We start from the raw sequence: 13,380 nt of genomic DNA on the forward strand, positions 1-13,380 counted from the left end.
ATCAACGACTCACAGCAATCGCCTGGTTATTCATAATACGCGGAGTCAGGAATACCAGCAGCTCGGATTTTTTCTCCGCCAGCACATCGCGCCGGAAAAGGCGGCCAAGATACGGCACATCGCCCAAAAATGGCACTTTATCTACCACTTTGCTTTGGGTATTGGAGAAAACCCCGCCGATGACGATGGTCTCGCCATCCTTGACCAGCACCTTGGCATTCACCTCGTTTTTCTTGATCGGCGGTACGTCGTTGAGTTTGTTCAGGTAGTCGGGCTCATCCTTGGTGACCTTGACCTCCATGATCACGTAGTCATCAGGGGTGATTTGCGGGGTAACCTCCAGTGACAGCGAGGCCTCCTTGAACGACACCGACGTTGCACCACTGGCGCTGGATTCCTGGTAGGGAATCTCGGTGCCCTTGAGGATGCGCGCGGTTTCCTTGTCGGACGTAACCACCTTGGGCTGCGAGACGATTTCCCCATTGCCGGTTTTTTCCATGGCGGTGAGTTCCAGGTCCAGCAGCAGGTTATCGGTGATGAAGGCGATGCCCAGGCCAGAGGTGCCAGCGACAGAGCCCATGTCGACAAACGGCGAGCTGGGCGGATTTTCCAGCGGCTCCGCGCCTTCAGCCGTTGGCTTGCTGATACCGCCAGCACCCCAGTTGCCACGATTAAGCCGCCCGCCCCATCGCACGCCCAGGCTTTTGTCGTAGTCCACATTGGCCTCGACGATTCGCGCCTCGATCATCACCTGGCGCACCGGGATGTCCAACTGCGCCACGATTCGTCGAAGCTCTGCCAACCGCTCGGTGGTCTGGTAGGCAATGATGTTGTTGGTGCGATCATCCACTGCCACCGAACCGCGCTCATCGGTGACGCCTTCAAGCCCGGTCACCGACTGAAACAGCTTGGCCAGGTCCGCCGCCTTGGCGTAATTGACCTGCAGCAGTTCGCGGCGCAAAGGCGCCAGCTCGGCCATCTGCCGCTGCGACTCCAGCGTCAGTAGTTCGCGGGCGGCCAACTCATCGGCCGGCCCCACCAGCAACACGCCGGCCTTTACTCTCTTGTCCAACCCTTTGCTTTGCAGCACCAGGTCAAGCGCCTGATCCCAGGGAACGTCCTTTAGCCGCAGGGTGATCGAACCCTGCACCTCATCACTGGCGACGAGATTGAGGCCCGCAATATCGGCTATTTGCTGCAATACAGCGCGTAGCTCGATGTTCTGGAAGTTGAGATTCAGTTTGTCGCCGGTGTAGCCGCCGGGCGATACACCGCCAGGCGGCGGCAGTTGAATCAGGTCGACACGATTGGGCACAGCAACAGCCATCGGTGCCGTGAACGCTATCCATAGCGCCACACCGAAGGACGAGAAAGTCCTTTTCATTGTTTGATTCCGTTATGAGTTGACGTTTAGCAGGAGGGTTTGCGGGCGTTCCAGCCATGCGCCCCGCTCATCCGGGAACAGCTCGACCAGTTCGACATGATCGTCATAAATGGCGGTCACCCGACCGTGGTTCGGGCCCAGATAGTCACCGACTTCCAGCCGATACACAGCTGACGTGGCACGCAGCAGGGCGTATTTCTGCACCCCTCGGGACAGTGTGCCGACCATTTGGAACTGCTCGACGGCGAGACCTTCAAGCACGCCTCGTGGCCGGGTGAGATCGGGCGCGAGGGCCAGCCGGCCTCGCGTGTGACTTGTCTGCAACGCGGGCGACCGGAACGGATCGCGCAGGCCGGACGAATCGTAGACAAAGCGCGGCCCTTGCTCGACGGGTGGACCAGACTCATCCGGCTGGGCACCTTGCGAAGTGCGCCGATAGGTCTTGGCCATTAGATCAAGGCGCAGCAGCTCTCCGTCAGTTCGAAGCGCAACCTCATGCACCGTGACGAGTCGCGACAGCCCAGCCATGGCGCTCAAGAACGTCGCCAGGTCGTGATACTCCCCCGTGACAGCCATCTGCAAAGGCTGCTCGATATACAGTGGCCGAGGTTGCTCATCCAGCAAGACGATACCGTCCATGGCCAAACCGCTGGCAGCCCCTAACCGGGCAACGTCCTCAAGCAGTGCCGGCACTTCGGAGGCGACGGACAACGACCGCAAGAGCCCGGCAAAGCGCTGTTGCGTCACCTCAAACGAGTGGGTTCGTGCCTCAAGGCTGGCGACCCGTTCGACCTTTTCCAGGCGTTGCTGCTCCAGGGCCATTTCCTGCTTCTCGAGCGCTTGTAACCGCTCCCGTGACGAGCTCAGGTACAAAACGTCACCCACCACCAGTACCAGCCCGGCCAGCGCGCAGCCGAGCAGTACCCTGCCAGGCAAGGGCCATTTTGCAGCGTGGTGAGAGATCGCAGAAAATTCGAGCCTGGGCAGGCTCAAGGTTGGGCCTCGGTGGACTCTCCCTGGCGCACCATCAATTGGAACGCGTTGCCGCCCCGCTCGCCTTCCGCCCGTACATGCTGCAGACGGGTGGCGTGGCCGCCTTGGGATGCTTCCAGGCGGCGCATGAGCTGGGCGATATCCTGGCTGGATTCAGCACTGCCGCTGATACTCACGGTATCGCCTTTGGCCACGACTTCATGCAGGTGCACCCCATCGGGCACCGCGCGGGCCAACTGATCCAATAGCTGGGCACTGGCCGGGCGGGCATCGTGCAAATCCTGCACAACCTTCATGCGCTCCGCCAGTTGCTGGCTTTGCTCCTGCAGATCGTCAATGGTCTTGATACGCGAGTCGAGGACGGTGACTTCCTTGCCCACGTGATTGTTACGCGTCACCTGCCGGTCGATCGCCTGGTCGATCACTTGATCGGCCAGCCACACGGCCGCGAGCGCCACGCAGGCAAACGCCAGCAGCAGCATCAGGAAATATTTGCGCCGCCGTTCCGCCAGCGCCTGGCGCCAAGGTAAAAGATTGATTCGTGTCATCCAGCGAAACTCCTCAGGGCCAACCCGCAAGCCACTCCCATCACTCGGGCATCCACGGCCCATTGCGCACCGTCAACTCGAAGGCCCAGCGTGAAGCTGGCGAAATCCTGACGGCAAGCGCGCTCCAATGCAAACCCTTCCACATCCACCACCCGCGGCACCAGCCCGGCCAGGGCCAAAACCGCCTCGCGGGCCTCGACCTGCTCCTTAAGGCATGCCGCCAGCAACACCTCGACCCGAGCCGGGTCCTGGGCAGACGGCCCGCGTACCTGAAAGTCCAGGGCCACCTCGTCCAACGGGTAAGGAATGTACTGGTCGGCCTCCATTTGGATCATCCAGGTCATCTCTTCGTCGGTGAGCCCGGCGTCCATGTCGATCACCCGTACGATAACCGAAGGGCCCGCGACGGCAATCGCCGCTTGCCTGGCCGACGTGCGCAATCGGGAAAACGCCTGGTGTAATGCCTGGCCTATACCTTCGAGGTCGAGCATTGTGCCATCGACCACCGCATGGGCCGGCAGCGCCTGTGTGGCATAGCTTTGCACGCTGTAACCGCTGGCTGAACGCCCTAATTCTATAAGCCTGATGCCCGTATCATTGATGTCGACACCGAGTACGGTGTCGACTTTTCGCCTGAAAAATCCCTTTCTCATAAAACTCCCCAAAACTTTCTCTGTCATACCGCCTGATTGCCGCTGGCGAACCGTGCATTCGGTCGACTTGTTTAAGCCGCGCCAATGACGCCCCAAGGCGAAAAATGCTTTAATGCCCAGCGTTTTTTCCCGCTTTTTTCTGCAGCTCGGGTCGATCCATCGTTTGCCATGCATGCCCCGACGCCTAACTCATTCTTTTCTCTGGAAATCCAAAAGCCTTGATTCGTCTGCTGAAGTTTTTCGGGTACTCCATTGTCGCCGTCGTCTGCGGGCTGATGCTCGTCCTCAGCGGGGCTTACCTCTACCTTAGTCCGGGTTTGCCCTCCGTAGAGGCCCTGAGAAGTATCCAGTTGCAGATTCCTTTGCGGGTCTACAGCAGCGATGAAAAACTTATCGCGGAGTTCGGCGAAATGCGCCGCACACCGATTCGTTTCGCCGACATTCCACCCAATTTCATCAGCGCGCTGCTGTCGGCCGAAGACGATAATTTCGCCAACCACTACGGCGTCGACCCCAGCAGCTTGGTGCGCGCCGCGACACAGCTGGTAAAAAGCGGACACATTCAGTCCGGTGGCAGCACTATCACCATGCAGGTGGCGAAGAACTTCTTCCTCACCAGCGAGCGCAGTTTTTCGCGTAAAGCCACCGAGATTCTGCTGGCCCTGCAGATCGAACGTCAGCTGACCAAGGACGAGATCCTTGAGCTGTACGTCAACAAGATCTACCTCGGCAACCGTGCCTACGGGATCGAAGCCGCCTCCCAGGTGTACTACGGCAAGTCGATTCGCGACGCCAGCCTGGCGCAGATGGCGATGATTGCCGGCCTGCCCAAGGCCCCTTCACGCTTCAACCCCCTGGCCAACCCGGCGCGCAGCAAAGAACGCCGCGACTGGATCCTCGGCCGCATGTACAAGCTCGGCAAGATCGACCAGGCCGCCTATGAAAGCGCAGTGTCCGAGCCGTTGAACGCCAGCTACCACGTGCCGACGCCGGAAGTGAACGCGCCGTATATCGCCGAAATGGCACGGGCCGAAATGGTTGGCCGTTATGGCAGCGAGGCCTACACCGAAGGCTTCCGCGTGACCACGACCATTCCGAGCGACTCGCAGGAAATCGCCAACACTTCAGTGCACTCCGGCCTGATCACCTACGACCAGCGCCACGGCTACCGTGGCCCTGAATCGCGCCTGCCGGGCAAAACCCTGAGCGCCTGGACCACCGAGCTGGGCAAACAGCGCCCGATCAGCGGCCTCGAACCGGCCATCGTCACCCAAGTGAAGAAAGACGGCGTGCAGGTGCTGACCCGCACCGGCGAAGCGCAAGTGGCGTGGGACAGCATGAAGTGGGCGCGCCCGTTCCTGAACACCAACAGCATGGGCCCGATGCCCAAGCAGCCATCAGACGTGGCGCAGGTGGGTGACTTGATCCGCGTGCAACGCCAGAAGGATGACAGCCTCAAATTCAGCCAGGTGCCGGTCGCCCAGGGCGCCCTGGTGTCGCTGGACCCGCAGAACGGTGCAATCCGCGCGCTGGTCGGCGGCTTTGCGTTCGAGCAGAGCAACTACAACCGCGCTACCCAGGCCAAGCGCCAGCCAGGTTCGAGCTTCAAGCCGTTCATCTACAGCGCCGCGCTGGATAACGGCTACACCGCCGCCAGCCTGGTCAACGATGCACCGATCGTGTTTGTCGACGAGTACCTGGACAAGGTCTGGCGCCCGAAGAACGACACCAACACCTTCCTCGGCCCGATCCGTATCCGCGAGGCGCTGTACAAGTCGCGTAACCTGGTATCGATCCGCTTGCTGCAGGCGATGGGCGTAGGCAAAACTATCGATTACATGACCCGCTTTGGCTTCGCCAAATCGGACTTGCCGCCGAACCTGTCCCTGGCGCTGGGCACCGCGACCCTCACGCCGATGGAAATCGCCACCGGCTGGAGCACCTTTGCCAACGGCGGCTACAAGATCACGCCGTACTTGATCGACAAGATCGAGAGCCGCAACGGCGACACCCTGTTCACCGCCAACCCGCCACGCGTGCCGGGTGACGTGGTCAACGGCGTGGCGGCAACCGATGGCGTCGCTGCACCGAGCAACGGCGGCATCACCATCGAGCCGACCCCTGGCACCGCGCCAACCCCGACCAGCGCGGCTGCAACCGAGCCACAAGCGCCAGCCGTGGCCGAGCGCATCGTTGATGGCCGTACCACGTATATCCTCAACAGCATCCTCGAAGACGTAATCAAGAAGGGTACCGGTCGCCGCGCCTTGGCCCTCGGTCGCGCGGATATCGCCGGCAAGACCGGTACCACCAACGAATCCAAGGACGCCTGGTTCTCCGGCTACAACGCCGACTACGTGACCACCGTGTGGACCGGTTACGACCAGCCGGAAAGCCTTGGCCGCCGCGAATTCGGTGGCACCGTCGCGCTGCCGATCTGGATGAGCTACATGGGCGCTGCCCTGAAGGACAAGCCGCTGCACACCCAGCCGGAACCGGAAGGCATCCTCAGCTTACGGATCGACCCGGTCAGTGGCCGTGCCGCATCGCCAAGCACGCCGAATGCGTACTTCGAGCTGTTCAAGAGCGAAGACACGCCACCGTCGGTCAACGAGCTGGGTAACGGCGTTGCACCGGGCAGCCCGCTGCCGGCGGATGAGGCGGCGCCGATCGATTTGTTCTAACCGCGACCTTAAGTCAATGAGGTTCAAACTGTGGGAGGGGGCTTGCTCCCGATTGCGGACTGTCAGTCAATGCATCTTGTGACTGGTACACCGCTATCGGGAGCAAGCCCCCTCCCACATTTGGATCTCCACAAGACTCAAGTGAATCGCCAGCCACAAAAAAGCCCCGACTCAACCGAGCCGGGGCTTTTTGTTGGTGCGCTACAACAGCTTAGCCGCCGAACACATCATCCACGCTTTGCAGCGGGTAGTTCTTCGGATACGGCAGGGTGGCCACACCGGTCTCGATTGCGGCTTTGGCCACGGCGTCGGAGATCAGGGTGATCAGGCGCTTATCCATTGGTTTCGGAATGATGTACTCACGACCGAATTCCAGTTTGGCGCCACCGTAGGCATCGCAAACATCCTGAGGCACAGGCAGCTTGGCCAGTTCACGCAGGGCGTTGGCCGCAGCTACTTTCATCTCTTCGTTGATGCGCTTGGCGCGAACGTCCAGAGCGCCACGGAAGATGAACGGGAAGCCCAGTACGTTGTTGACCTGGTTCGGGTAGTCCGAACGGCCGGTGGCCATGATCACGTCGTCACGGGTGGCGTGCGCCAGTTCCGGCGCGATTTCCGGGTCCGGGTTGGAGCAGGCGAACACGATCGGGTTGGCCGCCATGGCCTTCAGGCCTTCAGCGCTCAGCAGGTTCGGGCCGGACAGGCCGACGAACACGTCAGCACCGTCAAGGGCATCAGCCAGGGTGCGCTTGGAGGACGGGTGGGCAAACATTGCCTTGTACTGGTTCAGGTCGGTACGCTCGGACTGGATCACGCCCTTGCTGTCGACCATGTAGATGTTTTCCAGCTTGGCGCCCATGCTCACGATCAGCTTCATGCAGGAAATGGCCGCAGCGCCGGCACCCAGGCAGACGATCTTCGCGTCAGCCAGGGTTTTGCCTGCGATTTCCAGGGCGTTGATCATGCCGGCGGCGGTAACGATCGCGGTGCCGTGCTGGTCATCGTGGAATACCGGAATGTCGCACTGCTCGATCAGGGCCTTTTCGATCTCGAAGCACTCAGGTGCCTTGATGTCTTCCAGGTTGATGCCACCGAAGGTGATGGAAATGCGTTTGACGGTGTCGATGAAAGCCTGCGGGCTCTCGGAATCGACTTCGATGTCGAATACGTCGATGCCGGCGAAGCGCTTGAACAGCACGCCTTTACCTTCCATGACTGGCTTGGAAGCCAATGGGCCGAGGTTACCCAGGCCGAGAATCGCGGTGCCATCGGAAATCACTGCAACCAGGTTGCCTTTGCCGGTGTACTTGTACGCCAGCTCAGGGTCACGGGCGATTTCACGTACGGGCTCGGCAACGCCAGGGCTGTAGGCCAGCGACAGGTCGCGGGCGGTGGCAGTGGCTTTGGTGAGCTCTACACTCAGCTTTCCTGGACGAGGATGGGCATGATATTCGAGAGCGGCAGTTTTCAAATCAGACATATCGGCATTCCGCTTTTACTGTTGGTCGACGGACCGCCGAGGATACTCGTGTCGCAAAGTCCCCACAAGACTGGGCAGTCACAGGTGTCAAGGGCCCTGCGCTACGACTTTCGGCCAAGAGCCACGGTATACAAGGGCTTAACTGTTCACAATCGACTTAAAAAATGTCTACAATTTTTATCAAAGCGTCGATTTGAGCATGCCGGGATCGGTCAGCGGCATCAACCATCGCGCCTGACCGCTTTTCAAGCCACCGCGTCGAGACCGATCCTGTACCCAGCCACGCGCCTCGATAACGCTACCTTGCAGACCACTGAGCATTGCACTGTCGAATTGACCGGCGAGGTTGGGTGCAATACGTAATACCAGTGAGCCCTGCAGCTCAATCCAGACTCCGCCACGATTGCGTTCGATCTTGCTCACGCGGCCGCTCACCAGCGCAAAGCCGGATTGCTTGAGTTGTGCCACGGTCTGCACCGGCGATTGCCGCCAGAGCCCCAGCCGCGCCTGGCGGGCTGTATTTTCCGCAGCCTGCTGACAGGCAACCAGATCGACATTTGGCGCGACGCCCACCTGAAACCCCAGGCCTTCGGCCAGCAACTGCGCCTCCAGGTTCTCGCCGTTGGCGCCATAGAGGTGGGCCAGGGTGCGGCCGTAATGATCCTTGCGCTCGCGGCCCGGCACCAGGCCGAGCTTACCGTCGCTGGCCGCCACCAACGCCTGAAGGCGCTGGCGAGCGGCGACGGCGAAAGGCTCGTCGGCACGGCCTTTTTTACCGGTTTCCGGGGTATTGAGACCGATCATCCGCACGCTGCGGCCATCCTTGAGGCGCACCGTGTCGCCATCCACCACGCGCTGCACCTCTACACGGGCGATGGACGCCGGCGCGGGGCAAAACACCTGGGCCTGCGCAGCCGACAGCCAAATCGCAGGCACAAAAAAGGCGCCCGCTAGGGACGCCTTTTTCAACAGCTGGGAAAAGCCCAAGAGGCTCTTCAGCCTTACTCTGCAGCAGCAGGAGCTTTCTTGCCGAAAGCACCGAAACGGTCTGCGAAGCGCTGTACACGGCCGCCGGTGTCCAGAGTTTTCTGCTTACCGGTGTAGAACGGGTGGCACTCGTTGCATACGTCAGTACCCAGTGGCTTGCACAGGTTCGAACGCGTTTCGAACTTGTTGCCGCAGCTGCAGGTAACTGCAATGGTTTCGTACGCTGGATGGATATCGGCTTTCATGGAGACTTCCTCGGGGCTAGCGTGCCGCCACACGACACTATTGTCGAATACCGCACGTAATTAGGCCGCGGATTCTACCAGACCTTTTTAATCGCGCAAGCTCCGCCTCCCGCCGTTTCCCCACATAAAAGCCCCTTTCATCAGAAAACTATCGGCTACCCCAAGCCTTCCCCTGTCTGCTAGGCTCCCGCCCCTGCGCCACCGCCTGCCTTTATATGAGACCCCCCGCGTGCCCGACGCCATTTTGCGCCTAGCCCTGCCCTCGCCTCTGCGCCGCCTGTTCGACTACCGGGCCCCGGCCGGCGTGCTGCGGGCGCAATTGCAGCCGGGTATGCGCGTGCGCGTGCCGTTCGGGCGCCGGGAGATGATCGGCATCCTGGTGGAAGTTGCCGACCACAGCGAAGTGCCTGCCGAAAAACTCAAACCGGCCGTGGCCATCCTGGATATCACGCCGCCACTGCCACCCGCGCTGTTCAAGCTCTGCCTGTGGACCTCCCAGTATTACCAGCACAGCCTGGGCGACACCTTGAGTTGGGCGCTACCGGTGCTGTTGCGTCAGGGTGAACTGGCTGAAGCGCGCCAGGAACGCTTCTGGTCGACGGTGCCCGGCGCACGCCTCGACGACCCGCGAATCGCCCGCGCCCCGCGCCAGCGTGAAGCCCTGGCGACCCTGGCCCAGCACCCCCATGGCGTCGCGCATCAGCTATTAAGCAAGCTGATGCTGAGCAAGGACAGCCTCGACCTGCTGCTGGCCAAGGGCCTGGTGCAGGTGGAAATCCGCAAGCACGCCCCCGACCCGCGCCACGAGCACTGGCTGGCCCAACCGGAATTGCCGCTGAACCCCGAACAACACGCCGCCTATGAAGCCATTCGTGCCGGCTTCGACAGCTTCCACGCATTCCTGCTGGCCGGCGTCACCGGCAGCGGCAAGACCGAAGTCTATTTGCAGTTGATTCGCGAAACCCTGCAGGCCGGCAAACAGGCGCTGGTGCTGATCCCCGAGATCAACCTCGGCCCGCAGACCCTGGCGCGCTTCGAACAGCGCTTCAACGCACGCATCGCCCTGGTGCACTCGGCGGTCAACGACCGTGAGCGCCTGGAGTCCTGGCTGGCGGCGCGGGATGGCGAGGCCGACATTATTATCGGCACCCGTTCGGCGCTGTTCACCCCGATGAAAAACCCCGGGCTGATCATCATCGACGAGGAGCACGACGGCTCCTATAAACAGCAGGAAGGCCTGCGCTACCACGCCCGCGACCTGGCGCTGGTGCGGGCGCGCCAGGAAGACATCCCGATTGTACTGGGCTCCGCCACACCATCCCTGGAAAGCCTGCACAACGCCTACACCGGCCGTTACGGGCTCCTACGCTTAAATGAGCGCGCGGGTGGCGCCAAGCAACCACGGTTCCTGCGCCTGGACGTAAAAAGTCGTCCGCTGGACAGCGGTATTTCCGGGCCGATGCAGCAAGCCATCGGCCAGACTCTCGCCGCCGGCCAGCAGGTACTGGTGTTCCTCAACCGCCGGGGCTTCGCGCCGACGCTGCTGTGCCATGACTGCGGCTGGATGTCCGAGTGCGAGCGCTGCGATGCGCGCATGACCGTACACCAGCGCCACGGCGAGTTGCGCTGCCATCACTGCGGCCATGTGGAACGCGTGCCACGCCACTGCCCACAATGCGGCAAAGTCGACCTGCGGCCAGTGGGCGCGGGCACCGAGCGCGCGGAAGAGCGCCTGGGCATTCTGTTCCCCGATTACCCGGTGCTGCGGGTCGACCGCGACAGCACTTCGCGAAAAGACGCGATGAACCAGTTGTTTGCCACTATCCAGAAAGGCCAGCCGTGCATTTTGGTGGGCACGCAGATGCTCGCCAAAGGGCATCACTTTCCACGGGTGACCCTGGTGTCGATCCTGGATGCCGACGGTGGATTGTTCTCCGGGGATTTCCGCGCCAGCGAGCGCATGGCGCAGCTGATCGTGCAGGTCGCAGGCCGCGCCGGGCGTGCCGAAGAACCGGGCAGGGTAATCATCCAGACGCACCTGGCCGACCACCCTTTGCTGATTCAACTGACAGAACAAGGCTACTTTGCCTTCGCCGAACAGGCCTTGAGTGAACGCCGCTCCGCCGGGCTGCCGCCCTTTGCGCACCTCGCGCTGTTGCGCGCCGAGGCCCATAAACCGGGGCAGGCCGAAGGTTTTCTGGATGAAGCCTGCAGCGCCGCCGAACGTTTGCTCGGCGAACTGGGGCTGACCGGCATCGAATTGCTCGGCCCGGTGCCTGCGCCCATGGAGCGCCGCGCCGGGCGTTATCGCGCTCAGCTACTCTTGCAGGCGACATCGCGGGCACCGTTGCATCGGCTATTAAGCAGCTGGTTACTTGCGCTGGAGCAAATGCCCGGCGGTCGCCAAGTGAGATGGTCGTTGGATGTAGACCCGGTCGATTTATATTAGATAACCCTTGTGGCGAGGGAGCTTGCTCCCGTTGGGCTGCGCAGCAGCCCCAAGGTTTTTGGGAGCGCTTCGCACTCCAGCGGGAGCAAGTTCCCTCGCCACAGGTTAATCGTCCGTGAAGGTCCGACGAAGGTTGGCAAGCCCGCCCTCGCCACGGATAATACCCAGTTTTTCCACCTGCGCATCGCGCGCCGCCGCTTGCGGTCGAAAGAGAACACCATGAAAGACACCATTCGCCAGCTGATCCAACAAGCCCTCACCCAACTCGTCAACGAAGGTGTGTTGCCTGAAGGCCTGACGCCGGCGATCCAGGTGGAAAACACCCGCGACAAGACCCACGGCGACTTCGCCAGCAACATCGCGATGATGCTGGCCAAGCCTGCGGGCATGAAGCCGCGCGACCTGGCGGAAAAAATCATCGCCGCGCTGCCGTCGGACGAAAGCGTCACCAAGGCCGAAATTGCCGGCCCGGGCTTTATCAATATCTTCCAGAACACCCAGGCCCTGGCTTCGCGCCTGGACGCCGCCCTCGCCGACGCAAAAATCGGCGTGCGCAAGGCCGGCCCGGCGGAGCGCGTGGTCATCGACCTGTCGGCGCCCAACCTGGCCAAAGAGATGCACGTCGGCCACCTGCGTTCGACCATCATCGGTGACGGCGTGGCGCGGGTGCTGGAATTTCTCGGCGACACCGTGATCCGCCAGAACCACGTCGGCGACTGGGGCACCCAGTTCGGCATGCTCATGGCCTATCTGCAGGAAAACCCGATCACCAGCAACGAGCTGTCGGACCTGGAGAACTTCTACCGCGCCGCCAAGAAGCGCTTCGACGAATCCGAAGAGTTCGCCGACCGTGCCCGTGGCCTGGTGGTCCAGCTGCAAGCCGGCGACGCCGAATGCCTGGCGCTGTGGGGTCGCTTCCGCGAGATCTCGCTGTCCCACTGCCAGGAAATCTACGAACTGCTCAACGTCAAATTGACCATGGCTGACGTGATGGGCGAAAGCGCCTACAACGACGACCTGATCAACGTGGTCAACGACCTCAAGTCCAAGGGCCTGCTGGTCGAAAGCAACGGCGCGCAGTGCGTGTTCCTCGAAGAATTCAAGACCGCCGACGGCGACCCGCTGCCGGTAATCATCGTCAAGGCCGATGGCGGCTACCTCTACGCCACCACCGACCTGGCGGCCGTGCGCTACCGCAGTGGCGTGCTCAAGGCGGACCGCGCACTGTATTTCGTCGACCAGCGCCAGGCCCTGCACTTCCAGCAGGTGTTCGAAGTGGCGCGCCGCGCCGGTTTCGTCACCCACCCGATGCACATGGAACACATGGGTTTCGGCACCATGAACGGCGCCGATGGCCGCCCGTTCAAGACACGCGACGGCGGCACCGTGAAGCTGATTGACCTGCTGAACGAAGCCCAGGAACGTGCCTACAACCTGGTGAAGGAAAAGAACCCGGAACTGGCCGACGCCGACCTGCGCAACATCGCCCGCGTGGTGGGGATTGGCGCGGTGAAATACGCCGACCTGTCCAAGCACCGCACGAGCGACTACAGCTTCAACTTCGAACTGATGCTCAACTTCGAAGGCAACACCGCGCCGTACCTGTTGTATGCCTACACCCGTGTGGCGGGCGTGTTCCGCAAGCTGGGCAAGGACTTCAGCGAAGTCCAGGGCCAGATCAACCTTGAGGCACCACAGGAGCAGGAACTGGCGGCCAAGCTGGCGCAGTTCGGCGAAGTGCTGAACAGCGTCGGCGAGAAAGGCACGCCGCATATCCTCTGCACCTACCTGTACGAAGTCGCCGGTCTGTTCTCCAGCTTCTACGAGAACTGCCCGATCCTCACCGCCGACGACGAAGCCCAGAAGCAGAGTCGCCTGCGCCTCGCCGCGCTGGCTGGACGGACCCTCAAGCAAGGCCTGGAACTGTTGGGCCTGGAAACTCTGGAGCGTATGTAAG

Annotated in this window: 9 protein-coding genes and 1 pseudogene; 3 read left to right on the top strand and 7 right to left on the bottom strand. The window is 61.7% G+C overall.

Translation table 11 applies throughout. The features are described from left to right. Nucleotide 1 precedes the first annotated feature (1 nt). The 4 genes and pseudogenes from ACR52_RS09160 to pilM form a co-directional block, all read right to left on the bottom strand. A pseudogene (locus ACR52_RS09160) lies at nucleotides 2-1,255 on the bottom strand (type IV pilus secretin PilQ); the annotation flags it as partial. Nucleotides 1,256-1,396: 141 nt separating this feature from the next. Further along, the gene (locus tag ACR52_RS09165) at nucleotides 1,397-2,377 is read right to left on the bottom strand and encodes a pilus assembly protein PilP (RefSeq protein WP_048723235.1); all 981 of its coding nucleotides are present in this window, start codon (nucleotides 2,375-2,377) and stop codon (nucleotides 1,397-1,399) included. After that, on the bottom strand, nucleotides 2,374-2,925 hold the full coding sequence (locus tag ACR52_RS09170) for a PilN domain-containing protein (protein WP_048723237.1): 552 nt from the start codon (nucleotides 2,923-2,925) through the stop codon (nucleotides 2,374-2,376). The genes ACR52_RS09165 and ACR52_RS09170 overlap by 4 nt, the downstream gene beginning before the upstream one ends. Next, the gene (pilM, locus tag ACR52_RS09175) at nucleotides 2,922-3,578 is read right to left on the bottom strand and encodes a type IV pilus assembly protein PilM (RefSeq protein WP_048723441.1); all 657 of its coding nucleotides are present in this window, start codon (nucleotides 3,576-3,578) and stop codon (nucleotides 2,922-2,924) included. The genes ACR52_RS09170 and pilM overlap by 4 nt, the downstream gene beginning before the upstream one ends. 221 nt (nucleotides 3,579-3,799) lie before the next feature. On the opposite strand from pilM, the gene ACR52_RS09180 reads away from it, so the two are divergent. Further along, the gene (locus ACR52_RS09180) at nucleotides 3,800-6,262 is read left to right on the top strand and encodes a penicillin-binding protein 1A (RefSeq protein ID WP_408003333.1); all 2,463 of its coding nucleotides are present in this window, start codon (nucleotides 3,800-3,802) and stop codon (nucleotides 6,260-6,262) included. Nucleotides 6,263-6,473: 211 nt separating this feature from the next. On the opposite strand, the gene ACR52_RS09185 is transcribed toward ACR52_RS09180, so the two are convergent. The 3 genes from ACR52_RS09185 to rpmE form a co-directional block, all read right to left on the bottom strand. After that, the gene (locus ACR52_RS09185) at nucleotides 6,474-7,742 is read right to left on the bottom strand and encodes a malic enzyme-like NAD(P)-binding protein (RefSeq protein ID WP_048723240.1); all 1,269 of its coding nucleotides are present in this window, start codon (nucleotides 7,740-7,742) and stop codon (nucleotides 6,474-6,476) included. Between the two features lie 180 nt (nucleotides 7,743-7,922). Continuing rightward, a complete protein-coding gene (locus ACR52_RS09190) occupies nucleotides 7,923-8,729 on the bottom strand; it encodes a thermonuclease family protein (protein WP_048723243.1) in 807 nt (268 codons plus the stop codon). A 14-nt stretch (nucleotides 8,730-8,743) separates the two neighbouring features. After that, on the bottom strand, nucleotides 8,744-8,974 hold the full coding sequence (gene rpmE, locus ACR52_RS09195) for a 50S ribosomal protein L31 (RefSeq protein WP_048723245.1): 231 nt from the start codon (nucleotides 8,972-8,974) through the stop codon (nucleotides 8,744-8,746). A gap of 229 nt (nucleotides 8,975-9,203) precedes the next feature. On the opposite strand from rpmE, the gene ACR52_RS09200 reads away from it, so the two are divergent. Further along, on the top strand, nucleotides 9,204-11,423 hold the full coding sequence (locus ACR52_RS09200; protein ID WP_048723246.1) for a primosomal protein N': 2,220 nt from the start codon (nucleotides 9,204-9,206) through the stop codon (nucleotides 11,421-11,423). A 219-nt stretch (nucleotides 11,424-11,642) separates the two neighbouring features. Then, nucleotides 11,643-13,379 carry an arginine--tRNA ligase gene (gene argS, locus ACR52_RS09205; RefSeq protein ID WP_048723247.1) on the top strand — a complete coding sequence of 579 codons (1,737 nt, stop codon included), beginning with the start codon at nucleotides 11,643-11,645 and terminating at the stop codon, nucleotides 13,377-13,379. Nucleotide 13,380 lies beyond the last annotated feature (1 nt).

Source organism: Pseudomonas fildesensis, from assembly GCF_001050345.1.
Classification (GTDB): Bacteria; Pseudomonadota; Gammaproteobacteria; order Pseudomonadales; family Pseudomonadaceae; genus Aquipseudomonas; species Aquipseudomonas fildesensis.

What these genes read in the sequence shown, in the direction of transcription:
- ACR52_RS09170 (WP_048723237.1), bottom strand. Translation starts at nt 2,925, where the DNA reads ATGACACGAATCAATCTTTTACCTTGGCGCCAGGCGCTGGCGGAACGG.
- pilM (WP_048723441.1), bottom strand. Translation starts at nt 3,578, where the DNA reads ATGAGAAAGGGATTTTTCAGGCGAAAAGTCGACACCGTACTCGGTGTC.
- ACR52_RS09185 (WP_048723240.1), bottom strand. Translation starts at nt 7,742, where the DNA reads ATGTCTGATTTGAAAACTGCCGCTCTCGAATATCATGCCCATCCTCGT.
- rpmE (WP_048723245.1), bottom strand. Translation starts at nt 8,974, where the DNA reads ATGAAAGCCGATATCCATCCAGCGTACGAAACCATTGCAGTTACCTGC.
- argS (WP_048723247.1), top strand. Translation starts at nt 11,643, where the DNA reads ATGAAAGACACCATTCGCCAGCTGATCCAACAAGCCCTCACCCAACTC.